The sequence below is a fragment of the Iocasia fonsfrigidae genome (assembly GCF_017751145.1).
Classification (GTDB): Bacteria; Bacillota; Halanaerobiia; order Halanaerobiales; family DTU029; genus Iocasia; species Iocasia fonsfrigidae.
The window spans coordinates 2,144,630-2,169,775 of record NZ_CP046640.1 but is presented as its reverse complement, the minus strand read 5'-3'; the positions used below and the strand labels follow the sequence as shown (position 1 = coordinate 2,169,775).

27 protein-coding genes and 7 tRNA genes are annotated in these 25,146 nt (G+C 33.8%); 29 read left to right on the top strand and 5 right to left on the bottom strand.

The genetic code is table 11. From position 1 onward, the window contains the following. Window positions 1-26 precede the first annotated feature (26 nt). Both GM661_RS10400 and GM661_RS10395 read left to right on the top strand, forming a co-directional pair. Window positions 27-2,249: an FtsK/SpoIIIE family DNA translocase gene (locus GM661_RS10400; protein ID WP_330165204.1), complete on the top strand. Its 2,223-nt coding sequence runs from the start codon at window positions 27-29 to the stop codon at window positions 2,247-2,249. 166 nt (window positions 2,250-2,415) lie between these two features. Then, the gene (locus tag GM661_RS10395; protein ID WP_230866796.1) at window positions 2,416-3,261 is read left to right on the top strand and encodes a helix-turn-helix domain-containing protein; all 846 of its coding nucleotides are present in this window, start codon (window positions 2,416-2,418) and stop codon (window positions 3,259-3,261) included. 112 nt (window positions 3,262-3,373) lie between these two features. Here GM661_RS10395 and GM661_RS10390 read toward each other — a convergent pair. The 3 genes from GM661_RS10390 to GM661_RS10380 all read right to left on the bottom strand — a co-directional run bounded on the left by GM661_RS10390 (window position 3,374) and on the right by GM661_RS10380 (window position 3,688). Further along, window positions 3,374-3,458, bottom strand: a tRNA-Tyr gene (locus GM661_RS10390). Between the two features lie 71 nt (window positions 3,459-3,529). Then, window positions 3,530-3,605: transfer RNA gene (locus GM661_RS10385), tRNA-Glu, on the bottom strand. 6 nt (window positions 3,606-3,611) lie between these two features. Then, window positions 3,612-3,688: transfer RNA gene (locus GM661_RS10380), tRNA-Pro, on the bottom strand. 241 nt (window positions 3,689-3,929) lie between these two features. Between GM661_RS10380 and surE the strand changes: the two genes are divergently transcribed. From surE to GM661_RS10365, 3 genes are read left to right on the top strand one after another with little or no spacing between them, the layout of a single operon-like run. Further along, window positions 3,930-4,685 carry a 5'/3'-nucleotidase SurE gene (gene surE, locus GM661_RS10375; RefSeq protein ID WP_230866795.1) on the top strand — a complete coding sequence of 252 codons (756 nt, stop codon included), beginning with the start codon at window positions 3,930-3,932 and terminating at the stop codon, window positions 4,683-4,685. A 48-nt stretch (window positions 4,686-4,733) separates the two neighbouring features. Further along, the gene (locus GM661_RS10370; protein ID WP_230866794.1) at window positions 4,734-5,117 is read left to right on the top strand and encodes a TIGR04086 family membrane protein; all 384 of its coding nucleotides are present in this window, start codon (window positions 4,734-4,736) and stop codon (window positions 5,115-5,117) included. Between the two features lie 55 nt (window positions 5,118-5,172). Then, window positions 5,173-6,702: a DEAD/DEAH box helicase gene (locus GM661_RS10365; RefSeq protein WP_230866793.1), complete on the top strand. Its 1,530-nt coding sequence runs from the start codon at window positions 5,173-5,175 to the stop codon at window positions 6,700-6,702. A gap of 335 nt (window positions 6,703-7,037) precedes the next feature. On the opposite strand, the gene GM661_RS10360 is transcribed toward GM661_RS10365, so the two are convergent. After that, a tRNA-Ile gene (locus GM661_RS10360) sits at window positions 7,038-7,114 on the bottom strand. Window positions 7,115-7,252: 138 nt separating this feature from the next. Between GM661_RS10360 and GM661_RS10355 the strand changes: the two genes are divergently transcribed. From GM661_RS10355 to GM661_RS10335, 5 genes are all read left to right on the top strand, one after another. Then, window positions 7,253-8,050 carry a fumarylacetoacetate hydrolase family protein gene (locus tag GM661_RS10355; RefSeq protein ID WP_230866792.1) on the top strand — a complete coding sequence of 266 codons (798 nt, stop codon included), beginning with the start codon at window positions 7,253-7,255 and terminating at the stop codon, window positions 8,048-8,050. Between the two features lie 167 nt (window positions 8,051-8,217). Beyond that, a tRNA-Trp gene (locus GM661_RS10350) sits at window positions 8,218-8,293 on the top strand. A 9-nt stretch (window positions 8,294-8,302) separates the two neighbouring features. After that, a tRNA-Thr gene (locus GM661_RS10345) sits at window positions 8,303-8,378 on the top strand. 293 nt (window positions 8,379-8,671) lie between these two features. Then, on the top strand, window positions 8,672-8,965 hold the full coding sequence (locus GM661_RS10340) for a nucleotidyltransferase family protein (RefSeq protein WP_230866791.1): 294 nt from the start codon (window positions 8,672-8,674) through the stop codon (window positions 8,963-8,965). Beyond that, window positions 8,962-9,204 (top strand): HepT-like ribonuclease domain-containing protein, encoded by a 243-nt coding sequence (locus tag GM661_RS10335; RefSeq protein ID WP_230866790.1) that lies wholly within the window; start codon window positions 8,962-8,964, stop codon window positions 9,202-9,204. The genes GM661_RS10340 and GM661_RS10335 overlap by 4 nt, the downstream gene beginning before the upstream one ends. A 466-nt stretch (window positions 9,205-9,670) precedes the next feature. On the opposite strand, the gene GM661_RS10330 is transcribed toward GM661_RS10335, so the two are convergent. Beyond that, window positions 9,671-9,877, bottom strand: a complete 207-nt coding sequence (locus tag GM661_RS10330) for an LLM class flavin-dependent oxidoreductase (protein WP_230866789.1) — start codon at window positions 9,875-9,877, stop codon at window positions 9,671-9,673. A 226-nt stretch (window positions 9,878-10,103) separates the two neighbouring features. On the opposite strand from GM661_RS10330, the gene GM661_RS10325 reads away from it, so the two are divergent. The 19 genes from GM661_RS10325 to GM661_RS10235 all read left to right on the top strand — a co-directional run bounded on the left by GM661_RS10325 (window position 10,104) and on the right by GM661_RS10235 (window position 25,052). Next, window positions 10,104-10,421 carry a hypothetical protein gene (locus GM661_RS10325; RefSeq protein ID WP_230866788.1) on the top strand — a complete coding sequence of 106 codons (318 nt, stop codon included), beginning with the start codon at window positions 10,104-10,106 and terminating at the stop codon, window positions 10,419-10,421. Window positions 10,422-10,469: 48 nt separating this feature from the next. After that, window positions 10,470-10,655 carry a hypothetical protein gene (locus GM661_RS10320; protein ID WP_230866787.1) on the top strand — a complete coding sequence of 62 codons (186 nt, stop codon included), beginning with the start codon at window positions 10,470-10,472 and terminating at the stop codon, window positions 10,653-10,655. A 312-nt stretch (window positions 10,656-10,967) separates the two neighbouring features. Continuing rightward, the gene (locus tag GM661_RS10315; protein WP_230866786.1) at window positions 10,968-11,264 is read left to right on the top strand and encodes a DUF2103 domain-containing protein; all 297 of its coding nucleotides are present in this window, start codon (window positions 10,968-10,970) and stop codon (window positions 11,262-11,264) included. 64 nt (window positions 11,265-11,328) lie between these two features. Beyond that, window positions 11,329-11,405: transfer RNA gene (locus tag GM661_RS10310), tRNA-Pro, on the top strand. A gap of 111 nt (window positions 11,406-11,516) precedes the next feature. Continuing rightward, window positions 11,517-12,836 (top strand): 30S ribosomal protein S12 methylthiotransferase RimO, encoded by a 1,320-nt coding sequence (gene rimO / locus GM661_RS10305; RefSeq protein ID WP_230866785.1) that lies wholly within the window; start codon window positions 11,517-11,519, stop codon window positions 12,834-12,836. Next, the gene (pgsA, locus tag GM661_RS10300; RefSeq protein WP_125990558.1) at window positions 12,833-13,387 is read left to right on the top strand and encodes a CDP-diacylglycerol--glycerol-3-phosphate 3-phosphatidyltransferase; all 555 of its coding nucleotides are present in this window, start codon (window positions 12,833-12,835) and stop codon (window positions 13,385-13,387) included. Before rimO ends, pgsA begins: the two co-directional genes overlap by 4 nt. Before the next feature lie 156 nt (window positions 13,388-13,543). Then, window positions 13,544-14,098, top strand: a complete 555-nt coding sequence (locus GM661_RS10295; protein ID WP_230866784.1) for a hypothetical protein — start codon at window positions 13,544-13,546, stop codon at window positions 14,096-14,098. Next, a complete protein-coding gene (locus GM661_RS10290; RefSeq protein WP_230866783.1) occupies window positions 14,091-15,578 on the top strand; it encodes an AAA family ATPase in 1,488 nt (495 codons plus the stop codon). The genes GM661_RS10295 and GM661_RS10290 overlap by 8 nt, the downstream gene beginning before the upstream one ends. Window positions 15,579-15,758: 180 nt before the next feature. Continuing rightward, entirely contained in the window at window positions 15,759-17,003 is a 1,245-nt protein-coding gene (locus tag GM661_RS10285) for a competence/damage-inducible protein A (RefSeq protein ID WP_230866782.1), read from the top strand. Window positions 17,004-17,072: 69 nt separating this feature from the next. Then, the gene (locus GM661_RS10280) at window positions 17,073-18,233 is read left to right on the top strand and encodes a tetratricopeptide repeat protein (RefSeq protein WP_230866781.1); all 1,161 of its coding nucleotides are present in this window, start codon (window positions 17,073-17,075) and stop codon (window positions 18,231-18,233) included. Window positions 18,234-18,237: 4 nt separating this feature from the next. Beyond that, entirely contained in the window at window positions 18,238-18,801 is a 564-nt protein-coding gene (thpR, locus tag GM661_RS10275) for an RNA 2',3'-cyclic phosphodiesterase (protein ID WP_230866780.1), read from the top strand. Window positions 18,802-18,938: 137 nt separating this feature from the next. Then, window positions 18,939-19,934 carry a recombinase RecA gene (gene recA / locus GM661_RS10270; RefSeq protein WP_230869781.1) on the top strand — a complete coding sequence of 332 codons (996 nt, stop codon included), beginning with the start codon at window positions 18,939-18,941 and terminating at the stop codon, window positions 19,932-19,934. Then, entirely contained in the window at window positions 19,918-20,406 is a 489-nt protein-coding gene (locus tag GM661_RS10265; protein ID WP_230866779.1) for a regulatory protein RecX, read from the top strand. The genes recA and GM661_RS10265 overlap by 17 nt, the downstream gene beginning before the upstream one ends. Before the next feature lie 142 nt (window positions 20,407-20,548). Next, window positions 20,549-22,093 (top strand): ribonuclease Y, encoded by a 1,545-nt coding sequence (gene rny, locus GM661_RS10260; RefSeq protein ID WP_125990550.1) that lies wholly within the window; start codon window positions 20,549-20,551, stop codon window positions 22,091-22,093. 71 nt (window positions 22,094-22,164) lie between these two features. Beyond that, on the top strand, window positions 22,165-22,941 hold the full coding sequence (locus GM661_RS10255; protein ID WP_230866778.1) for a TIGR00282 family metallophosphoesterase: 777 nt from the start codon (window positions 22,165-22,167) through the stop codon (window positions 22,939-22,941). Window positions 22,942-23,045: 104 nt separating this feature from the next. Next, on the top strand, window positions 23,046-23,306 hold the full coding sequence (locus tag GM661_RS10250; RefSeq protein ID WP_125990548.1) for a stage V sporulation protein S: 261 nt from the start codon (window positions 23,046-23,048) through the stop codon (window positions 23,304-23,306). Between the two features lie 394 nt (window positions 23,307-23,700). Then, on the top strand, window positions 23,701-24,282 hold the full coding sequence (locus GM661_RS10245) for a nucleoside recognition domain-containing protein (RefSeq protein ID WP_230866777.1): 582 nt from the start codon (window positions 23,701-23,703) through the stop codon (window positions 24,280-24,282). A gap of 5 nt (window positions 24,283-24,287) precedes the next feature. Then, the gene (locus GM661_RS10240) at window positions 24,288-24,821 is read left to right on the top strand and encodes a spore maturation protein (RefSeq protein WP_125990546.1); all 534 of its coding nucleotides are present in this window, start codon (window positions 24,288-24,290) and stop codon (window positions 24,819-24,821) included. A 75-nt stretch (window positions 24,822-24,896) separates the two neighbouring features. Further along, window positions 24,897-25,052: a hypothetical protein gene (locus GM661_RS10235; protein WP_230866776.1), complete on the top strand. Its 156-nt coding sequence runs from the start codon at window positions 24,897-24,899 to the stop codon at window positions 25,050-25,052. Window positions 25,053-25,146 lie beyond the last annotated feature (94 nt).

The following is a 25,146-nucleotide window of genomic DNA, read 5'->3' as shown; positions in this document are numbered from 1 at the left end:
GAAATATTATTATGGAGGTGTATCAGGTGGACAAAGACGAAAAGGAAAAGGAAAAAGAAATAGATGAAACCCTTGTTCAGGATGAGCTGGATATGGAGACAATAGAAAAAAGAAAGAATGAAATTCTGGGTATTTTAATGATTGCCTTTGGTATATTAAGTGTAATATCACTCTTTACCAGTACTACTGGTATTGTTGGAGAAAAATTATCAAATTCCTATAATTTTTTCTTTGGTCAGGGTGCCTTTATAATTCCCTTAATCTTTATTTTATGGGGAATAACGTTAATTCGTTTTAAAGGTTTAAAAATAAACAGCAGACTACTTGGATTTATTATTTGTTTTATTACTCTTCTTACCCTGATTCATACACGATTATATCCCCGCTTTCCACTTGATTATGCCCTGATGGGTTATGGTGGTGGTCTGCTTGGGGGAGGTATATCCTGGATATCTATACAGTTATTTGGATTAATAGGCACTTATATTATATTGTTTTCTTTTATGCTGATTGGATTTCTTTTATGGTTTAATATCCTCTTATTATCACTCATCCAGAAATTTAAAAATTTAATATCAGCTTATTTTAGAAGGTTTATAAAGAAAGAGAGAAATAAAAACTCAGAATTGGATCAGAGTCCTGTTGAAGCTGGATATTATGATAGTGAATCTAGTTATGAGGAAGATATTTTTGATTTTTCGGTAGATGAAGTGGCGGCTGTTGAGGCCTTAACTGAGCTAGAAGATAGTGAGGAAATTATAAATCAGGAGAATGATCTAGAGGATGAGATATTAGAGCAGGAAGAGATGAAGGATAATATTGATAATGGCGGTGTGAAAGAGAAAAGAAAGTATGTTCTTCCTGGAATAAAACTCCTTAAAGATTCAAAACACAAGAGAAAAAGACCGGGTAATAAATCTGAAGTCCTTGAAGAAACACTGGAGAGTTTTGGAGTTGATGCCAGAGTAATAAAGGTTAATCATGGTCCAACAATCACCAGATATGAAGTTCAGCCAGCATCAGGGGTAAAGGTAAGCAAGATTGTAAATCTTGCTGATGATATTGCTTTATCCCTGGCTGCACCCGGTGTAAGGATAGAGGCCCCTATACCCGGCAAGGCCGCTGTTGGTATTGAAGTACCACATATGGAGAATATTACTGTCAGACTACGGGATATATTGTCTTCCCGGGAGTTTTCCCGGACAAAGGGTAAACTTAGTCTTGCTTTAGGTATGGGCATTGATGGTAGTCCTATTATTGCTGATCTATCACAGATGCCACATCTACTGGTAGCTGGTGCAACCGGCTCAGGTAAGAGTGTTTGTATTAATACGATTATAGCCAGTATACTCTATAAAGCTACACCTGGTGAAGTAAAATTGCTGTTAATAGATCCTAAAAAGGTTGAATTAAGTTCTTACCAGGGTTTACCACATCTTTTTTCACCAGTTGTGTCTGATCCTAAAAAGGCTTCTAGTGTTCTTAAGTTGGTAGTTGATGAGATGGAGAGCAGGTATGAACTATTTTCTGATAGTGGGACAAGAGGTATAAGTTCTTATAATAAAAAAGTAGAACCGGCTGAGAAATTACCTTACATTGTAGTAATTATTGATGAATTATCAGATCTGATGATGGTATCTGCTAATGAGGTAGAAGATAATATATGTCGGCTTGCTCAAATGGCCAGGGCTGCTGGTATCCATTTGGTTATAGCAACTCAACGGCCTTCTGTAGATGTTATTACTGGTTTAATAAAGGCTAATATACCAAGTAGGATATCTTTTGCTGTTTCTTCCCAGACTGATTCAAGGACTATTCTGGATATGGGTGGGGCAGAAAAACTCTTGGGCAAAGGAGATATGTTGTTTGCCCCGGCTGGCACACAAAAACCGAAGCGGGTTCAGGGTGCTTTTGTTGACAATGAGGAGATTAATGCTATTGTTGATTTTGTGAAAAACCAGGGTAATCCAGATTATGAATTTGATCTGGAAGAAATCAAGGATGTTGCGATTGCATTAGATGATAACCATGATGATTTATATGAAGAGGCTGTAAAATTGGTTGTGAATTATCGTGCTTCTATTTCTATGCTGCAGCGGCGCCTGCATATTGGTCATTCCAGGGCTGCCCGTTTAATCGATCAGATGGAGGAAGATGGTATTGTCGGTCCATATGCCGGTAGTAAGCCTCGTGATGTCTTTATTGAACAGGAGGATCTGGAGGAGTTTTTTGCTAAAGACAATGATTAAAGATATAAAAAGGAGTTTTTATATCTTTTATAGAAGTTAAAGATTGAGTAGTTATTTTATTACTTTATTTAATAATACTTCTGTTTGTTAGCAGAAGATTATTGTTGTGTTTAGAAAAATTAGCTTAAGAATAAAAAAACTTATTATAGGGAAAGGAGGGTATAATTTGTCTATAGGTGCTAAATTAAAGGAGGCCAGGGAAAAACAGGGTCTATCATTAAAGGATTTACAGGAAAAAACAAAAATTAGAAGCAAATACCTTGCTGCTCTGGAAAATGAAGAGTATGAGTTAATACCAGGTGAGGCCTATGTTAAAGTGTTTATTAAAGGATATGCTGATTATCTTAATCTTGATGGAGCACAACTGGTAAATAAATATAATCAGGTAAAAGAAATGGAGAGAAAAGAACAAGAGAAAGAGGAAGAGGAAACAATAATTGAAAATGAGAAGAATGAAAAAAATTCCAGCATACTACATAATAAAGTTTTTTTAAGTTTAATAGTAGTTTTACTTGTTTTACTGGTTGTGGGATTTGTGGTTTATAATGTGTTTCTTTTGAATGATTCAAAAAATGAGGTGAATAATATAGCAGATAAGAATTATAATATAGATATTACTGCTGATAAAAAAGAAATTGAATCAGAAGATGAACTTGAAACATATGTTATAGTAGATAATGATTATAATGAAGTAGAAGAAGTCAGTAGTCAGACGGTTAATTCATTTAATCATAGGCCTGTTCAAGATGAAACAGTGTCAAAAAATCTAGACAGCAAAAAAAAAATTATTAAATTACTTGTTATAGATAGAACCTGGTTAGAGATAGTTGTAGATAATAAAAAAATATTTACAGGAATATTAGATAAGGGTGAGGTAAAGGAATATTCAGGTAATGATAAGTTGAGTTTAACGATTGGAAATGCCGCTGGTGTAAAGGTTGAAGTAGATGGTCAAGACCTTGGACCATGGGGCAGAAAGGGTGAAGTGGTAAAAAAAGAAATAAAATTTTAATTTAATGTAAAAAAGGCGGTTTATGATTCCGCCTTTTTAAAGTATTTTGAATATATAAATAATATTGGATAATATTGGACAATAAAAAACACAGCTAAATACTGTGTAAAAGTGGTGGAGGGGGAAGGATTTGAACCTTCGTAGGCATCGCCGGCAGATTTACAGTCTGCTCCCTTTAGCCACTCGGGCACCCCTCCGTATTGGAAGTAAGAAGTCGGGAGTCAGAGCTAAGAAACTCTGTCCTACTTCTTATTTCCTACATCTTAATTGGCACCCTCAAGGGGATTCGAACCCCTGCCGCCAGGATGAAAACCTGGTGTCCTGGACCCCTAGACGATGAGGGCATAGAATGGTCGGGCTGCTCGGATTTGAACCGAGGGCCCCCTGCTCCCAAAGCAGGTGCGCTACCAAACTGCGCCACAGCCCGACAACATTGATTAGTATACAGGAAAAATCCTTTAAGGTCAAAGGGGATGAAGCGGGAATAAATCAGTTTATCAGTGATTAAATCATTATATCTTCGTGAATCTCACTTATTGTACAGATTAATATGATTTAAAAATTATAATTTTATTTGCCATTTCTTATCACTAATGATATTTTATTAATAATATATGATTAAAAAAGAAGAATATACAGATATAATCTAAATAAAGAAGGTGATATATATGAATATACTATTAACAAATGATGATGGTGTTTATGCAGAGGGTATCAGGGCGTTAGCCAGGGCATTAATTAGGAGTGGACATAATGTTATTATTACTGCTCCTGATAGAGAGAGGAGCGCTGCCGGGCATTCAATTACGATTAGTAATCCATTACGGGTCAAGGAGGTTGAACTAGAGATTGAGGGTTTAAAAGCCTATAAAATAAATGGTACTCCTGCTGATTGTGTTAAGCTTGGTGTCGAGAAATTAATTGATTTCAGACCTGATTTTATTATTTCTGGTATAAATGATGGTTCTAATCTAGGATATGATGTGCTTTATTCAGGTACGGTTTCAGCGGCTATGGAGGCCTGGATGATAGGTTATAAAGCAATTGCTGTTTCACTGGCTAGCAGTTCAACCCGTAATTTTGCCTATCCTGCCCGTTTTATTGAGGAACTTGTTAGTGAAAAATTATATAAAACAAATCAAGCAGTTTTATTAAATATTAATTTTCCTGCTCTTAAAGAAAATGAAATTAAGGGTGTTAAGGTAGCTAAGTTGGGAAAAAGTCAATATGAAGATAAGTTTGAAGAACGAATTGATCCTATGGGAAATAGTTATTTTTGGTTAACTGGTGGTTCTATTAATTGTAAAAAAGAAGAGGATACAGATATATATTTGCTTAATAGTAATTATATAACAATTACCCCCTTGAAACCTATTTTAACTGATTATAATACAATTGAATTACTCGATAATAATATTTTTTGAATTAAATCCCCTTTTTGATAATATATTTTAATCAGGGGGGGGATTTTTATGTTTGAAAAGATGAATGAGAATAAAAGTATAAATAATATTATCATTTTTAAGGTTGTCTTACTGGGGATTATTGTCCTGTTGTTTTTAAGTATAATAATGGCTATTTTCTCAAGGTTCTTTTTTAGTTTGCAGACAAACACCTTAAATACAATATTAATAATAACTAACTTTCTAATAATTATTTTAATAGGTTTTTTTGCAGCTAGGAAAGTAGAAAACAATGGTTGGTTACATGGGGGACTATCAGGTTTAATATATATGCTGATCATGATACTTATTGGGATAATAAGTATACCTGTTTCAATCTGGCATATATTATTATTGTCATTTATTGGCCTTTTAGTAGGGAGCATAGGTGGTATTATAGGTATTAATTTCTAAGTCAAAACTTTCCTACATAAATAATGAGGGAAGAAGGGTATCTTAAGAGAGGGAGGTGATATATATTTCAATAGATTCCCTTGATTTAGACCTTCTGCCTCATCAAAAGAAAACGGTCAGAAAGGTAATAGATGAATTAAATGGTAAAGCCATATTAGCTGATGAAGTTGGACTGGGAAAAACCATAGAGGCTGGTATGATCTTAAAGGAGTATATAGAAAAAGGTCTGGTAAAAAAATCATTAATATTAGTCCCTGCTTCCTTAGGGTTCCAGTGGACAAATGAATTAGTTAATAAATTTGAGATTGAGAATATTTTTTTTAATAGAAAGGGAAGGGCCTGGGATTATTTTGATCATCAAATTGCCTCACTGGATAAGGCTAAAAGGAATGACCATGCCCAGATCCTTAAAAAAATAGATTTTGATTTGGTAATAGTTGATGAGGCACATAGACTTAAAAATTGTGATACACTTAACTGGAAATTTGTTAATAATCTAAAAAAGAAGTATTGTCTTTTATTAACTGCCACACCAATTCAAAATAATATTGAAGAATTATATAATTTAATATCTATCTTATATCCAGACCTTTATGGGGATTTAGAAGAATTCAAGAAGAAGTATGTGGCTGGGAAGTATCTTATTAAAAATACAATAAATTTAAAAGAAAAATTGGATAAAGTAATGATTAGAAATTCCCATGCAGATACAGGACTTGAGTTTCCAGAAAGAAAGATATATCATATTAATGTTAAGCTAACAGCTGAAGAAAGAAAATTATATAATAAAGTAAGTAATTATGTTAAAACAGAGTATAGGCGGAGAAAAGCTGGTAGGCTTAGTATTTTAAATCTGCTTACCTATCAGCGTGAAATATGTAGTAGTTCATTTGCTATTATGCAGACACTGGCTCGTAAGAATGAATACTCACCTGTTTTAAAAGAAATTTATGAACTGGCTAAAGGAATTAAAATGAATTCTAAAATTAAAGAGGTTTTAAATATAGTAGGGAAAGTAAATGGCCAGGTTATAATTTTTACCGAATACAGGGCCACACAGGTCTATATAGCAAGATTTCTGGAGGATAAGGGATATAGTACCATCCTCTTTAACGGGGGATATAGTTCCAGTGGGAAGGAATGGGTTAAATATATATTTCAGAGGGACAAGGATGTTCTAATAAGTACTGAAGCCGGTAGTCAGGGACTAAACCTGCAATTTTCCAATATTATAATTAATTATGACCTCCCCTGGAATCCTATGAAGGTAGAACAGCGAATTGGTAGAGTGCATAGGTTGGGTCAGACAAAAGATGTTGAGATTTATAACCTTGTAACTGCTAATACCATTGAAGAAAAAATCATTAAATTATTGTATAATAAGATTAATTTATTTAAAACTATTATCGGAAATATGGAAGATATATTAATAAAACCAGATAAAGTAAAATCAATTGAGCATGATATAATAGAGATTCTTGCTGAGTCAGATTCTGAGAAAGAAATAGAAGAAGGTTTTAAGAATTTGGGTAATAAACTTATTGATAATCATCCTGATAAAAAAAATACACTTTTAACAGTTTAAGTGTGTGTCCAAAAAGTATGAATAGGGGGTTATATACTGATACTTTTCTAACAGACTCTTTAAAATTTAATGTAATATGAATAAAAATTGTGTAAACTGTTAATATTATTTTATAGAAGTCAATAGTTAAACAGGGTTATTTCTGCAATGGGAAAATATATACCAGAAAGGTATATAATTACTGCAGCATTTAAATATAATAGGAGATGCTGTAAGTGACTCTGTTTGCTGTTGACTTCTTTTCTTATAATTAAGTGTTTTGTATAATTAATTATGCGAGATACTTAATTAAATAAAGAAGAGGGCAGGATGTTATCATCCTGCCCTCATATATTTGGTGGGCCCACCAGGATTCGAACCTGGGACCAACCGGTTATGAGCCGGTTGCTCTGACCAGCTGAGCTATGGGCCCTTAGCGACAAAATCAATTATAATATATATTATAATATATGTCAAATAAAATAATTGGTTTTTTCAAAAAAAAGCAGGAATAATTTAAATTTAGTAAAATTATTATAATAGAAGATAGAACAGGAAAGGGTGTGACTGGATGAAGATTGTAAGATTTACTAAAGATAACAGGAAAAGCTATGGAATTTTAAAAGAGGGTAAGATACAAATTATTAATGGGGGTGTTTTTGATGATTATAATTTATCTGATGAGGTTCTTAATCTGGATGAAGTTGTTCTAGAAAATCCAGTTAATCCACCTAATATTATTGCAGTTGGCTTAAACTATCAAAAACATGCTGAGGAGGGTTCACAGGATTTTGGTAAATTACCAGATGCCCCTGTTCTTTTTGTTAAAACAACTAATAGTGTTATTGGACCTGAACAGGATATAAAACTACCATTAAGTGCTCCGAATGAAGTGGATTATGAGGCAGAATTGGCCGTTATTATCGGGAAAAAAGCTAAAAATATTGAAAAAGAAGAGGTTGCTGATTATATATTGGGCTATACCTGTGGTAATGACGTAAGTGCCAGGGACTGCCAATTGAGGATAGATAAACAGTGGGCCAGGGGTAAGTCATTTGATACCTTTTGTCCTTTAGGACCATGGCTTGAAACAGAGCTTAATCCTGATAATTGTAAGATTCAGTCAAGATTAAATGGAAGGGTAATGCAGAATTCTAATACATCAAATATGATTTTTTCAGCGGCAGAAATAATAAGTTACTGTTCCAAAAATATGACACTTTTTCCAGGAACAGTTATTATGACTGGTACACCTGAAGGGGTAGGTTTTGCTAGAGAAGAGCCTGTTTTTCTTAGGGAAGGTGACCTTATTGAAATAGAGATAGAGGGTATTGGAGTATTAAAAAATACTGTTATAAAAGAGAGATAAGACTTGAATGTTGACATCCATAGTAATTAGCAGTGTCAAAGACTTTATAATAGTATAAACCATTTATTTTCTTTTAACGGCTATTTTCCGGCAATGTAGTACTTGACCTATTACCTCCACTTTAATATAATTGTTTTTGTCGTTGCAACACAGTATTTTCTTTGTACAGGGGTGTAGCTCAACTGGTAGAGTAGCGGACTCCAAATCCGTTGGTTGCGGGTTCAAGTCCTGCCGCCCCTGCCATTTGAATAAGCTAACGTGGCTCAATTGGTAGAGCAGCTGACTTGTAATCAGCAGGTTACCGGTTCAAGTCCGGTCGTTAGCTCCATTCGTTAATATAGCGTGGAATATTGCTTTTAATATAAGTAAATAATTTAATTCAGGTAGCTGGTTTTCTCATTTTTTATGGGAGGTCAGCTTTTTTATTTTTAAGTTTATTTCCCTTTCCTGCTATAAAAAACAGGAATTTTTAACTTTATATATAAATTTATATATGTATATTGTAATTTAGGGGGCAGAATTAAATGGAGAATAAAATAAGATTACAGAAGCTGCTTAAAGAGCTATTTCAATTTGATAATGCTAATCTGGACTTTGGCATATATAAGGGGGTCTGATTATATGCAATTATCTAAAGAAATGATTAGTAAGATTGAGAAAATATTAAGGGATAGAGATGTTTCAAAGGCCAGCATCTTTGGTTCTTATGCCCGGGGAGATGCCAGTGATAATAGTGATATCGATTTGCTAATTGAACCTGCCAAAAAAAGTCTCTTTGAGATTGCTGGTATAAAAATGGATTTAGAAAAAGCCCTGGATAAAGAGTTCGATGTACTGACATATAATGGCCTGAATTATTCCAGAGATGCTGAGTTTAAGGAACGTGTTTTAAAAGAACACATGATAATAATATGATAGATAGAAACAAAAAGGCTCTGAATGATATTATTTATTGTATTGATCTAATTAATCGTTATACTGATGGTATCTCTAAACACGATTTTTTAACCAGTCAGGAAAAACAAGATCTGGTTGTTCACCGATTGGAGATATTAGGGGAAGCCACTAAAAGATTAACTGAGTATTTTATCAGTAAGTATCCTGATATTAACTGGAGTGAAATGGCCAAGATGCGTGATGTCTTAATCCATTAGTATGACGGAATTGACCTAGAAATAGTCTGGGAAACTATAAAAGTCGATCTGGTAGAAGTAGAAAAATATGTGAAAGATATTTATAGTAAAATCTAAGATAGGACTTTAAAGGTTTATTTGTTGAAGATAGAAACCTAATAACTAGGATGTTTAGTAAGATATTGCATGATTAATGTTTAATATTTGGATTAGAGGTATATTTGATATGATGATTTATTTAAAGATATTGTAGATGAATGGATAAATCTAAGGGATTATGGAGTTCGGGCGAAATATCTCTTTCATATTGAGATTGAAGAACAAGCTGTTAACCTGGCAATAAAAGATAGCGAAAATATAAACTTTTGTTTTAGCTAAGGTATATGATTAATCAAAAATATTTATAAGATAAATCTAAAAGATAATATTACACCCTGGTATCTTAGGAACCAGGGTCTTATTATTTAGTAGAGGAATTATCCTGGAATTATTTCTTAACCCATTTTAGTTCATAGCCAATTATATCTGCGATTTCTTTTACTTCTTGATATTGTATTGTCTGTCGTCGTAATTTATTGCTTAAATTTTCAGGGGAATAATTTATATTATATCTTTTTCCTAATTCAGCAGCAACATCTTTAATAGTCCAGTCCGTTTCTATTATTTTTGCTTTTATTTCATTTTTGATGCTCATAAATAACCTCCTTTACAATAATTATACTAAGCTAATAGTAAATAAGCAAACGATTTAGTTAAGAAAATTACATATAAGTATTGACATTATAATAAAAAGATATTATAATGAAGTTATAAAATAAACTAATAAATTAGTAAAATAACTATATAGTTATACTAATAACAAATAAAGATATGCTTAATTGAATAAAAAAATAAAAATATAAAACTGAGGAGGTGTAATTGTGAATAATGAGGATTTAGATTTTTTCTTTAGATTACAAGATAAGAGTAAAGAAGAGTTTAAAGAGGTCTTATCAAACTATGTTTTTTATCGTTTTGAAGATGATCCAATTGAAGAGATTGTAGAAGAATATAAAAATAATAATGATAATTATTCAAAAATATATCAGCAAATAAGTCAGGACTTACCTGAGGAGAAACGAAAACTTTTGTTAGACTTGGATTTTTACGTAGGCAGTAATCTAGTAATTTCCGAAAGAACTAGATACTGGCAGGGCTTCAAAGATGCCTATAGACTATTTGCTATGCTTAATTCTTGAATATGAAAAGATGTCTGTTTACGAAAACTAAATGCAGGAAATAGTAAAGTGCACGAGTCTAAACTTGAAAGCCTTGATAGCAGATTAAGTCATGTGGAAGGCCATATAAAGAAAATGGAGGGTAATATAGAGAGAATAGAAGGAGACATAAGGGAAATAAAAGATAATAGTAAAAGAATCAACAATATAGCTAACTTAGCCCTTAATAATGCAGCCCAAACAGCCTGGATATAGCTGACCTAAAGGAGCTGTTCTGAAAAAGCAAGTAAAGTTCTTTAAAGACTTAAAGCCTACAGGCATAGTTTGTGGGTCTTTTTTTTAGCCTATATTATTGGTAGAAAAGCTAACTTGTAATCGGTGGCTTATTGGTTTAAGTCTTGTTGTTAGCTCCATTGAAACATAAGGCCTTACGTTTTTTTTGTTTAAAAAATATAAAATTACTAATTATTATAGTACCTTATTAATACATATTAAATAGGTATGATATAATCTTGCATAATTATAGACATAGTGATATAATTTTTTCTAATGAGGAAGTGGTTAAGTGTGTCAGAAAATAGATATCGGTCCAATAAGATTAAACAGGAACATACAATTTTGAGTGATATTTTTCCTTTTCTAGAGGAGATTGCTATGATGAAGACGGTAAAGAGTATTATTCCAGGGCGAATAAACAGACGTAAAGGAAGTGGAATACAGGCTTATCTACAATTGAAGTATAAGACTGCAAGTGGTATTAAATTACTGGGAAAAACTAGTTCTTCAATCCAGGAGGTATTTGTGGTTACAGATAATCAGGATAAAACAATAGAAAACCTGAAATTAAAGGAATTTATTAAATAAATTATAATCTGTAGGATTCTTTTCTTGACAAAGAATTTATAATTATATATAATTAATCTTGTTTCGGGTTGTGGCGCAGCTAGGTAGCGCGCACGTCTGGGGGGCGTGAGGTCCCGGGTTCAAATCCCGGCAACCCGACCATTCTAGAATTTGAATTAATAATTATAGATTAAATTTCAAGTAGAAGCCCTTTTTATGGGCTTTTTTGTATAGCAGTCACTTTTATTAGAATTTGATTAGAAAGGAATTCTTATGATTACAACATCATTAATCAGTCTTGGTTGCTCCAAAAATCAGGTGGATAGTGAACTTATGTTGGGGGTTTTATCGAAAGATGATGATATTTGTATAATAGATAATCCAGCTAATGCTGATATAATAATAATTAATACTTGTGGATTTATTCAGGATGCCAGGGAAGAATCAATTGATACAATAATTCAGGCTGGTCAGTTAAAAAAACAGGGGCAGTGTAAGTCTATTATTGTAACTGGCTGTCTTACTCAGAGATATAGAGATGAAATACTAAATGAACTACCTGAAGTTGATGCAATTATAGGAACGAGTAAATTTGATGAAATAACAAATATTCTAAAACTTACCCTAAGTGGAAATAGGGTTAATAGAGTGGCTTCTCCAGCATTTTCATATAAATCTTCACAGGCGAGGGTCTTATCAGAACTACATTATGCTTATGTTAAAATAGCAGAAGGTTGTAATAATAATTGTAGTTACTGTAGTATACCTAGAATAAGGGGTCCTTTATACAGCCGTCAAATGGAAGATATTTACGAAGAAGTAGCAGGGTTTGTAGAAAAGGGTGTTAAAGAGATTATATTAGTTGCTCAGGATACTACCTGTTACGGGCTGGACATATATGGAAAACCTGCCCTAGCTGACTTGTTAGAAAAATTAAATGAGATTAAAAATCTTAAATGGTTGAGAATAATGTATAGTTATCCCGAAAGGATTAACAACAGACTTATTAGTATAATGGCTAATAGTGATAAGATTTGCAATTACCTTGATCTTCCTGTACAACATTCTTCAAATAAAATAAGAAAAAGAATGAATAGAACAGGTAGAAGGTCTCAACTCCTTACTAGGATAAAAAAAATTAGAAGGGAAATACCAGGTATTGCCCTCAGAACTTCATTAATAGTAGGTTTTCCAGGTGAAACAGATGAAGACTTCAGGGATTTAATAGATTTTATCCAGCAGATAAGGTTTGATAGATTAGGTGTTTTTAAGTATTCTGCTGAAGAGGATACCCCGGCTTCATCATATAGCGGACAGATTCCTGAGGATATTAAAGAAGAAAGGTATCAAAAGATAATGGAAATTCAACGGGAGATATCTTATAATAATAATCAGAGACTAGTGGGGAAAAATATAGAGGTATTAATCGATGAAATTACAGATGAATATGCAATTGGACGGAGCAGATATGATGCGCCTGAGATTGATAATCAGGTCTATCTAGCTGTAAAAAGTTATAGGAAAGGTGATCTGCTCTATTGTAAAGTCAGTGATGCCTACGAATATGATTTAATAGGAGAGATAATTAAATGAACTTACCAAATAAATTGACTTTAGGCAGGGTAATATTAGTGCCGATTTTTATGTTATTCTTGTTATTGAGGGAAAGCCATCCGGTTTTTTTCGAAATAATTGCCTTGTTTGTTTTTATCGTAGCCGCTATTACAGATGGACTGGATGGTTATCTAGCAAGAAAACAGCAGAAGATAACCAAGTTTGGAAAGATACTTGACCCTCTGGCTGATAAGCTATTAATAAGTGCTGCTCTAATCTCTTTTGTTGCTTTAGGTGAGATTTCTGCCTGGCCTGCTATTATAATTATTGGCCGGGAACTGGCAGTAACTGGATTGCGGGTAATATCAGCAAGTGAAGGTAAGGTGATAGCTGCCAGTAAATGGGGCAAGTGGAAAACGGGGTTACAGATTGCAGCTGTTATAGCTGTAATAATAGACTCGGATTTAATAAGATTGCCTCTTGATATAGGAAATATTTTATTATGGATTGCTGTGATTATTACAATTATTTCTGGTATTGACTATTTTACTAAAACTAATATTGATTTTTTTCATGAAGAAAAGGGTTGAATAAAGATAATAATTATTTTAGACCTGATTTATTAACTGCCTTAATTCAGGTCTTTATTTTGATGGAAAAGATTACAAACATTATATCATAGAAACATAAGTTATATGATGTTATAATAAAATATGTACCTTAGTTAAATAGAGAGGAGGATTATAATGGAATTTAAGGGTGTCAAAATAAATATTGTAGCTATTGTTATCTTATTAGTATTAATTTCATTTTTTGTAGGACAACACTTTTATAAAGTATATAATATTGATAAACCTATCAAAGAAGAGATAGCAGGGGTTGATGGTGTTAAAGAGGTAGAAATGGTAAATAAAGATGGTAAGATGGATATGATTTTGAGTCTTGACCCGGCTATTGATTTCTATCATGTCTATAAAGAGATAGAAGGCATTTTTGCTGATAGTAAGATAAATGATAAAGGCAGTATAATAATAAAAAATGAGTCTAATAGTGACCTTGATAATGTATATTATCGATTACACTATGCAATCTATGAGGGTATAAAAACCAGTAAATTTGTTACTATGGAAGAGAATGTAGCAGAGGTTGTTGAGGAAAGTGAATTTACAGATTATAAGCTCTGGATAGATAATGAGGCAGTCTATTTTCAATTAAATGGAGATAAAACATCTCTATATAAGAAGATTCCTTATAATAAGACAATAACAGTTCACACAGAAGGGGGTGGCTCAAATGGTTAAAGAGATTGGAATTGGAATAGTTATTTCCACATTAATTATACTGGCTTTACAGGGGTTTAATATCCTACCACTTATTTTTCTATCCTTCTTAACTTTTTTTATGTGGCAGATGCTGACTAATGGAGGTATTACCGGTTCATCAACTGCTAATAAGGGTTCTACTGATAAGAAAATTCCTTTAGTAAGGTTTAACGATATTGGTGGACAGGATTCTGCCAAAAAGGAATTAATGGAAGCACTTGATTTTATTAAAGATATCAATGGAATAAAATATATGGGAATAAGGGCAATTAAAGGAATATTATTGAGCGGACCTCCTGGTACTGGTAAAACAATGCTAGCCAAGGCTGCCGCTAGATATACTGACTCTGTTTTTAAAGCAACTTCAGGTAGTGAGTTTATAGAAATGTATGCTGGTTTAGGTGCTAAAAGGGTTAGAAACCTATTTAAAGATGCCAAACAATCTGCTAAAAAAACTGGTAAGGATAGTGCTATTATTTTTATTGATGAAATTGATATCCTTGGTAGTAAGCGTGGACAGGTTACCAGTCATTTAGAATATGATCAAACCCTAAATCAATTACTGGTAGAGATGGATGGGTTATCTGTCGATGATGATGTTCAACTCCTGGTAATGGCTGCTACAAATAGGATCGATATTCTTGATCAGGCCCTATTAAGGCCAGGTCGTTTTGATAGAATAGTCCAGGTTGATCTTCCTGCAAAAAAAGGGCGCTTAAGTATTCTTGAACTCCATACAGCCAATAAACCACTAGATGATGGGGTTGATTTAGAAAAAATAGCCCAGGACACTTTCAGGTTTTCTGGTGCACATCTAGAAAATCTGGCTAATGAGGCAGCTATTTTTGCTTTAAGGGAAGGTTCAGAAAAAATAAAACAAAGACATTTTATGGAAGCTATCGATAAAGTGATTATGGGGGAAAAGCTTGATAGACGCCCGGCTAAAGAAGAATTAAAAAGGGTGGCTATTCATGAAACCGGTCATGCCCTGATTGGGGAAATTTTAAATCCTGGTTCAGTGTCTACTATTACTATAACATCAAGAGGACGGGCCCTTGGTTATGTAAGACATAATCAGGAAGATGATTTTTATTTACAGACCAAAGATTATATAGAAAAGCAAATCAGTGTTTGTATTGCAGGGGCAGCGGCAGAAGAAATACTTCTGGATAGTAGAAGTACTGGAGCTAAAAATGATTTTGAAAAGGCTGTAAAATTAGTAAAAATAATGGTTACCTCTGGTATGACTGAACTTGGTGTAGTAGATGAAAATGCTATACCCAAAGAATTACTACATCAGGAGATGACCAAAATCTTTACTGAAATTGAGAATTTTGTTCGGGGATTAATTAAAGATAACAAAGAAATTGTTAAAGATATTGCAGACCAGCTTATTAATAATGAAAGATTTTCTGGTGATGAGCTTAGAAAATTATTGGAGATTAGTAAGTCTGCTTAAGTGGGATAGATGGACATTTTATCTGGTAAAGAAATTTTATTCTATTACTCTCGGGTAAAATGTCCCCTGTCTGCTTTTAATATTTTATGTTATAATAAATATAGGTATTATACTATGATTTACATATCTAATAATTATTGATACTGCTATTTTTTCAAGAAGGGATTGGAGAGGATATTTGTGATTGTAGAGATAATTTCTATTGGTACAGAGTTATTACTGGGGGATATTATAGACACTAATTCAGCCTATATTGCTGAAAAATTAACTGAAAATGGTTTTGATATACACTATGTATCAACTGTTGGTGATAATCTGGCAAGAATAACTGCAACTATCAAAAGGGCTCAACAGAGGGCTGATATTATTATTACAACTGGTGGACTGGGACCAACTGATGATGACCTTACAAGGGAAGCAATTGCTGCCAGTATGGGTTTGGAGTTAAAGAAAGATGAAAGACTATTAACTGCAATCAAGAACTACTTTAGAGAAAAAAACTATTCTATGACTGTAAATAATGAAAAACAGGCCTGCCTTCCTGAAGGTGCTACTGAAATTCCTAATGAAAAGGGTACTGCCCCTGGTATATTGTTGGAAAGAGATGACATAATAATAATATCAATGCCAGGTGTTCCAGGAGAAATGAAAGACATGCTTGAAAGAAAGGTTTTACCTTATTTAAAGGAATTAAGTGCTGGGTTGATTCAATCAAGGGTTTTAAATTTTTTTGGAATAGGTGAATCTTCTTTAGAGATGGAAATTAAGGATATACTTGATAAACAGACAAACCCTACTATCGCATTACTGGCAGGCAAAGGGGAGGTAAAGATTAGGATAACTTCCAAGGCCAGTTCTAAAGAAAAAGCAGGGGAATTAATTGCTGCTGTTGAAAAAGGGATTAGAGAAAGAGTTGGCGAATATGTCTATGGCAGTGATGATAAGGGGTTAGCAGTTGTAGTTGCGGAATTATTAAAAGAAAAAGGATTAAGCATTGCAACTGCTGAATCCTGTACAGGAGGTCTTTTGGGGGATAGAATAACAAATATAGCTGGAAGTTCAGAATATTTCCAGGGAGGAGTAATAGTCTATAGTAACCAGGTGAAACATGAGCTTTTGGGGGTTGAGGAAAATACCCTTAAAAAATATGGTGCTGTGAGTGCAGAGACTGCTCAGGAAATGGCAGAGGGCATTAAGGATAATATGAGTACTGATATAGGGATAGCGATTACCGGAATAGCCGGTCCTGGGGGTGGTAGTCAGGGAAAACCTGTAGGACTTGTATATCTAGGATTAGCCATTGATGATTATAGCCAGACATTCAAACTCAAGCTGCGTAATGATCGGGCCTGGAACAAATGGATGAGTACGCAATATGCCTTATATTACCTTTATAGATATCTGGTAAATGGGCAGGAGTTTTAAAGATAAACATGAATATAATAAATAAGTGTCTTTAATATTCTTAATTAATCTTTAAGGAGGATGGATGATATGTTTAAAGAAAAACGAATATATATGGTTTTGTTTTTATTAGCCTTTGTAATGATAGTACAAACCGGTCTAGTATCTGCTGACCATGGTTTATTACTGGAAGGGATAAGTAAATACTATAATGGTTCATATGAAGATGCAATAATTAATTTTAATGATTACCTGGCAGAAGATAGTCATAATCAAGCCGATGCCTTATATTATCAAACACTTGCTTATTTGAAGTTAAATAATGTGGGTGCAGCCAAGAATAATATGAATTCACTTGAAGAAATAGGCTACAAATTTGGTCTCTTACACTGGGAATTAGGACAGGTTTACTTGAATAAAGATGGTTATTTTGATAGTCCCTTCTATAATGAAGCTAAAAGGGAATTAATTAAAGCAAGGGAGTTAGGAATAGATACTGCTGGTTTTCATAAAGATCTGGCTGTAACTCACCAGGGATTAGGAAATATTGAAGAGGCTATTAATGAATATGAGGCTTCTTTAGCTAAAAGTGGTAAAACAGATGATTATATAAACCTTGCTTCATTATATAGGGATTCTGGTCAACTTAAAGAGGCCTTGACAGCATATGAAAAAGCCCTGGAAGACAAAAGAGATGATGTATCAATTTATCTTAATATGGGGGATATTTATTTAGGGCTAGAAGATTATCAATCTGCTATAGATATATTGTCTAAAGGTGTAGAGATCAGTCCTAGTTTTGTAGCAATCAGGACTAAGCTGGCTGTTGCTTTATATAGTAATGGTGATATTGATAAAGCCAGGGATGAATTTGAGCTTATTGTAGAACAAAATAGAAATATTTATCAGGCATATTATTACCTGGCTGAGATATATAAAAAGGAAGGTGAAATAGAGAGTGCTATAGCATATTATAATGATGCTATCAAGTATAATGGAAGCTATGTAAGGGCATATCTTGCGCTGGGGGATATTTACCTGGAAGATGATAGTCCTTATAAAGCTATGGCACAGTATATAAAAGCCCTGGAGCATAATCCTGAACATGCACCTGCTCATTTCAGTCTGGCACTGGCTTATAAAAATTTAGATATGAAAGAGGCTGCTATTAATGAACTTAGAAGGGCAATCCATCTAGATAGTAGTCATGTCCAGGCAAAAAGAATGCTGGCTGAAATGTTAAAGGAATAGTATGATGAGACTTTTTATTGCTATTAAATTGCCTGCCTTACTGCGGGATAATCTCTGTAGACAGCTTGATATTCTAAAAAAGGAAATTAATGCAGGATTAAAATGGGTTAAAAAGGATCATTATCATATAACCCTCAGGTTTTTGGGTGAGGTTAAAGGGGATAAAATTTTTGATATAAAAAAAGCTATAGATATAGTAGCTCAGGGAACAGCAATTGCTCCACTCCTTTTTAAAGGGAGTGGTGCTTTTCCATATCCAGACAATCCTAAAATATTTTATTTAGGGGTAGACAAAGGGGAAGATTATCTTAAAATAATACACTATAAGTTAGAAGATGAATTAGTTAAAATAGGATTTAAAAGGGAAGATAGGTCATATACCCCTCATATAACACTAGCTAGAAGTAGAAGAAATACTGATATGAAAAGATTGTCGCGTGATATTAAGGAATTAATGAATAAAGAATTTTTTGTTGGGGAAATGGTCCTGGAAAAAATATCACTGATAAAGAGTGAATTAAAATCAGATGGCCCTGTTTATCAGGACATATATTCAGTTTCTTTATAGTATGATAGTATAATAAGAAAATATACTTGTTTTTTCTAAACAAATGTTCTATAATAGAATTATAAACAAATGTTCTATAGAAGGAAATTATCTGTGAGGTGAATAATGTGGTTAACGAAAAAGAAAAAGCGCTTGATATGGCGATTAAAAGAATTGAAAAACAGTTTGGTCAAGGTTCAATTATGAAATTGGGAGAGGCTAAAGCAATGAATGTAGAGGTTATACCCACAGGGGCTCTTCCGCTTGATATAGCCCTTGGTGTAGGAGGGGTTCCTAGGGGTAGGATTATTGAGATATATGGGCCAGAATCCTCTGGGAAAACGACACTAGCCTTACATATTATAGCTGAAGCCCAGAAAAAGGGTGGGATAGCTGCTTTTATAGATGCAGAACATGCCCTTGATCCAAAGTATTCGGAAAACCTGGGGGTTAATATTGATAATCTCTTGATATCACAGCCGAATAATGGGGAAGAGGCCCTGGAAATTGCTGAAGCCTTAGTGAGGAGTAATGCTATAGATGTTATTGTAATTGATTCGGTAGCTGCTCTGGTTCCAAAGGCAGAAATAGATGGAGAGATGGGAGACAGTCATGTTGGTTTACAGGCAAGATTAATGTCACAGGCCATGCGTAAGCTTTCGGGGGCAATAAGTAAATCCAAGACTATTTGTATTTTTATCAATCAAATCAGGGAAAAGGTTGGGGTTATGTTTGGGAACCCGGAGACAACTCCAGGTGGAAGGGCTTTAAAGTTTTATTCTTCTGTAAGAATGGAGATAAGGCGGGCTCAGGCAATTAAAGATGGTGATGAGTCTATTGGTGCTCAAACTAAAGTAAAGGTTGTCAAAAACAAGGTAGCCCCACCATTTAGACAGGCTATGTTTGATATTATGTATGGGACCGGCATTTCTGCTTCTGGTTGTATACTTGATATGGGGGTTGAGACCGGTATTATTGATCGGGCTGGTTCCTGGTATTCTTATGGTGATGAACGACTTGGTCAGGGACGGGAAAACTCCAAGAAATTTCTGGAGGATAATGGAGATATCTTAAAAGAGGTAGATGAAAAAATCAGGGGCTCATTAGGTTTATTAGATGAAGAAGAGGTTGCTGCCAGTGAGGAAGAATCTTGATGACTGCCTTCAATCTGCTAAGGATGATGCCTTTAATCTCCTTTCTTATCGGGAAAGGAGTGAAAATGAACTTAAAAAACGTCTATTAAGAAAAGGACATAAAAGGGCTATTATTAATCAGGTTATAGCAAGGTTGAAGGATTTAGACTATCTAAATGATAAAAGATTTGCTGAGATGTGGATACGGGATAGAATTGCTAATAAGCCGCGAGGGCGGTATTACTTAAAAAAAGAATTAAAGAATAAGGGTGTTAAACCAGCGGTTATTGCTAGTGTCTTAAACAAACTTTTAACAGATGGCAATGAAAAGGAAATGGCTGAAAAATTAGCGAATAAATGGATAAAATCCCATTCGATAGATAAATATCATGAAGCAGAGTATTTTTTAAGATTAAAAAGGTATTTACGTAATAAAGGATTTAGTTTTGATTTAGTTAATATAGTTGTCTCAAAAATAGAAGAAAATCAATAAAATATTATCTTCGGCTTTATACCGCTTATCTTTTGTTTAAGTTTCTTGACAGTCAGGGATAAAAGAGATAAAATAATAACAGGCGTTTTCCCGATTTTGTTTGACTTTGTATATAAATTAATTAAATATTGTTTGATGGGAGGTGAATACGATTAATGGAGGTGTATTGTATGTAGTAGTTGCTGTACCCGCCAGTATTATTATCGGGTATTTTATTAGAAAATATATTGCGGAAGCAAAAATACAGTCTGCTGAACAGGAAGCTAGGAAAATTCGTGAGACGGCAGAACGCGAAGCAGAATCAAAAAAAAGGGAATTAATCCTTGAAGCTAAGGAATCAGCCCATAAAATTAAAGAAGAAACAGATAAAGAGAATCAAAAAAGAAGGAGTGAATTGCAGAAGTTAGAAAATAGACTCCTTCATAAAGAAGATTCTTTAGACCGCAGAACGGAAACACTTGAAAGAAAAGAACAGAGTATACGTGATAAAGAAAATTATTTAAATAATCAGGAAAAAGAGATTGTAAATTTGAAAGAAAAGCAGCTAAAAACCCTTGAAGAGATTGCTAATTTTACGCAAAATGAGGCCAAAGAATTCCTTTTTAAAAAGGTTGAGGAAGAGTTAGAGCATGAGTTTGCTAAAATGATCAAGGAAAAGGAGGCAAGGGTTAAGGAAGAAGCTGATAAGAAGGCAAGAGAGATTATCTCACTGGCAATCCAACGCTGTGCTGCTGATCATGTTGCTGAAACAACCATCTCTGTTGTTTCTCTACCAAATGATGAGATGAAGGGTAGAATTATTGGGCGTGAAGGGCGTAATATCAGGACACTTGAAAGTATAACTGGTATTGACTTAATTATTGATGATACACCTGAGGCAGTTGTTATCTCCGGTTTTGATCCCATGAGAAGAGAAATTGCCAGGATTGCTCTGGAGAAATTAATAGTTGATGGAAGAATTCATCCAGCTCGCATAGAGGAAATGGTAGAAAAGGCCAGGAAAGAATTGGACACACATATTAGAGAAGTTGGTGAACAGGCTACTTTTGATGCGGGAGTACACGGTCTTCATTCAGAATTGGTTAAATTACTGGGAAGGCTAAAATTTAGGACCAGTTATGGACAAAATGTGTTACAGCATTCACTGGAAGTTTCATATCTGGCAGGAATTATGGCAGCTGAATTAGGTGCTGATATTACTCTTGCTAAACGAGGTGGATTACTGCATGATATAGGAAAATCGATTGATCATGAGGTTGAAGGGCCGCATATCAAAATTGGTATGGACCTTGCTCGCAAATATGGAGAATCTGATAAAGTAATTCATACTATTGGTGCTCATCATGGAGATATTGAATTTGAATCAATAGAAGCTGTCTTGGTTTCAGCTGCAGATGCAATTTCAGCTGCAAGACCTGGGGCCAGAAGGGAAACGCTGGAATCATATATCAAGCGTCTTGAAGAATTAGAAAATATTGCCAACACATATAATGGTGTTGAAAAGGCTTATGCTATACAGGCTGGCCGTGAAATCAGGGTAATTGTTGAGTCTGATAAGATTGATGATTCCAAGTCTTCGAAAGTTGCTAGAGATTTATCGAAGAGAATTGAAGAAAGTCTTGACTATCCTGGACAGATTAAGGTTGTTGTTATTAGAGAGACCAGGTCTGTTGATTATGCAAAATAATATATGAATATCCGGGCTCCTTTTACAGGGGCCCTTTTTAGAATAAAGCTAAAAATATAAGGTGGATAAAAATGAGAATTTTCTTTATAGGTGATATAGTTGGACGTATTGGTCGGAAAGCAGTTAAAGAAATATTGCCTGACCTTCAGAAAAAGCATGGTTTTGATTTTGTAATTGCTAATGGTGAAAATGCAGCTGGTGGCTTTGGATTAACTAAATTAGTGGCTCAAGAACTCTATAGTTATGGGATTAATTGTTTAACTATGGGTAATCATACCTGGGATAATAAAGATATTTTAAATATTATTGATGAGTATGCAATTGTTCGGCCGTTAAACTATAACCTGGGTAGTCCTGGTTCAGGCTGGCGGATTTTTGCAATAAATAATAAAAAACTTGCTGTTGTGAATTTTATAGGCCAGGTCTTTATGGATAATAATTCTCCCTTTGATAAATATGAACAGGAAATAGCTAATATAAAAAAGGAATCCGATCTAATAGTAATTGATTTTCATGCTGAAGCTACTGGTGAAAAGTTAGCATTTGCCCATTATGTAACTGCTGATGTCAGCTGTGTTGTTGGTACACATACCCATATACAAACTGCTGATGAAAAGATTATAGAACAGCAGACAGCTTATATTACTGATCTTGGTATGACAGGTGCTGTTGATTCGATATTGGGTATGTCTAAAACTAGTGTAATTGAAAGGTTTAGATATCAGATACCTCAACGTTTTAAAGTGGCCAGGGGTCTTTATCAGCTGGAAGGCCTTCTAGTTGATATAAATGACACTACAGGAAAAGCAGAAAGTGTTTTACGAATACATCAAACCTCTTTGAAATAATTTTTAGAATTATTTTACTAAACTTGCAGGAATTTTTTTATAAGTGACTAATATAATATATAAGAATAGTTAAATTTAACAATACAAGGAGGTTTTTTACTATCATGGAAGTATTAAAAGTATCAGCAAAATCGAGCCCTAATAAAGTAGCTGGCGCATTAGCTGGTGTATTAAGAGAAAGAGGTAGTGCTGAACTACAAGCTATTGGGGCTGGGGCTTTGAACCAGGGTATAAAAGCAGTAGCAATTGCAAGAGGGTTTGTTGCTCCCAGTGGAATTGACCTGATTTGTATTCCTGCATTCACAGATATAGAGATTGATGGTGAAGAAAGAACAGCTATCAAATTAATTGTAGAACCGCGATAATATATTTGTAATTGACCTGTTTGTCCGCCGGGCAAGCAGGATTTTTGTATTTTGGGGGGGTTATTTTATGTCTGGATTTATGGAGCTATTATGGTGTTGAGGGGGTAGAGGCAGTCAGGGATACTCAGCTTTTTTAAATAATTCTGCTAAAGCAGAAATAATAGATGTAATTAAGCATATAGATTATATTAGAAAGCTTATAGGGTATTAATTATATTATACTTAAGTACAGATTATGATGGGATTAAAAGTATTACGGTTGGTTTAGAAAATATTGCTAAGTTAAATAAGCTAAAGGAGATGCTTTATAAAAATGCTTATTCCAGGAGAGATATTAATAAATATTCTGGGGGAATTGGTCCTATTTTATAAGTGATTTACTGGGGGTAGGTTTATGATTAATTATTTGTGGCTGGGATTGATTATTACTGGATTTATAGTAGGGGGGATTACTGGGCAGATAGATAAGGTCTCAGAGGCAATTTTTCAGGGTGCTGAAGATAGTGTAAGACTAACAATAGATTTATTAGGACCCATAGCGCTTTGGTTGGGAATCATGAATATTGCCCAGAAATCTGGTTTTACTCAGCTGTTGGGGAGATTAATTAAACCATTAATTAATTTAATTTTTCCCGGAATACCTGATGGTCATCCAGCAAGGGGGGCTATAGTTTTAAATATGGTAGCCAATATGCTGGGTCTGGGAAACTCTGCTACTCCTTTAGGTATTAAAGCAATGCAGGAATTACAGGATATTAATCCAAAAAAAGAAAGAGCCAGTTTTGCTATGTGTACGTTACTTGCCCTGAATACTTCCAGTATAACAATCATTCCGGCAACAATAATCAGTTTAAGGGTTGCCTGTAATTCAAATAATCCAACAATAATAATAGTGAGTAGTATTTTTGCAACAAGCATTTCAACGGTTACCGCCTTATTTTTTGACAGATTTTTCAGAGTTTTTACCAGGGAGTGAGTTGATTGTTTGAGATAATAAAAGGGATCTCTAACTGGAGTATAGCAATTTTAATCCTTATTATACCATTATATGGTTTTTTAAAAGGTGTAAAGGTATATGATGTTTTTGTTGAAGGTGCAAAGGGTGGGGTTAAAACAGTTTTAAAGATCTTTCCCTATTTACTGGCTATGATGATTGTAATTAATATTTTTCGAGTTTCAGGTGCTATGAATCTATTAATTAATTTGATAAATCCAGTCACAAAAAAATTAGGAATACCTGATGATGTTCTGCCATTATTGTTTTTAAGACCTCTTTCTGGTAATGCTTCACTTTCATACACAAGTTATTTACTAAAAAACTCTGGTCCAGATTCTTTTATAGGTAAACTTGCTTCTACTATACAAGGAAGTACTGAAACTACTTTTTATATAATTGCTGTGTATTTTGGGGCTATTGGTATAAAAAAATATAGATATGCTGTAACTGTAGGTTTATTAGCCGATATTGCTGGTTTTTTTGCAGCAGTATTTGTTTGTAAATTATTGTTTTTATAAATGAATAAAATTTTTTATTATAGAAATAATATAAGTAAAAATAGATGGGAGTGTGAAAACTTGGGGCTTGATTATATGAAAAAGTTAGAAGAAACCTTTATGGAATATACTACTGTATATGATAAAAATATAAAAAAATTGATTAAAGATAGAGGGGTTGAAATAAGTAATCAGGAAATAGATGAAATTTTACATGATGCAAAATACATGACAGTTAATAATAACGCATAGATAAAATAATATATAATTTTACTAGATATTATTCAGGCCTTTAGTCTTAAAGATTAAAGGCTTTTTTAAATTTTAAATAGATAGGCAGGAAAAC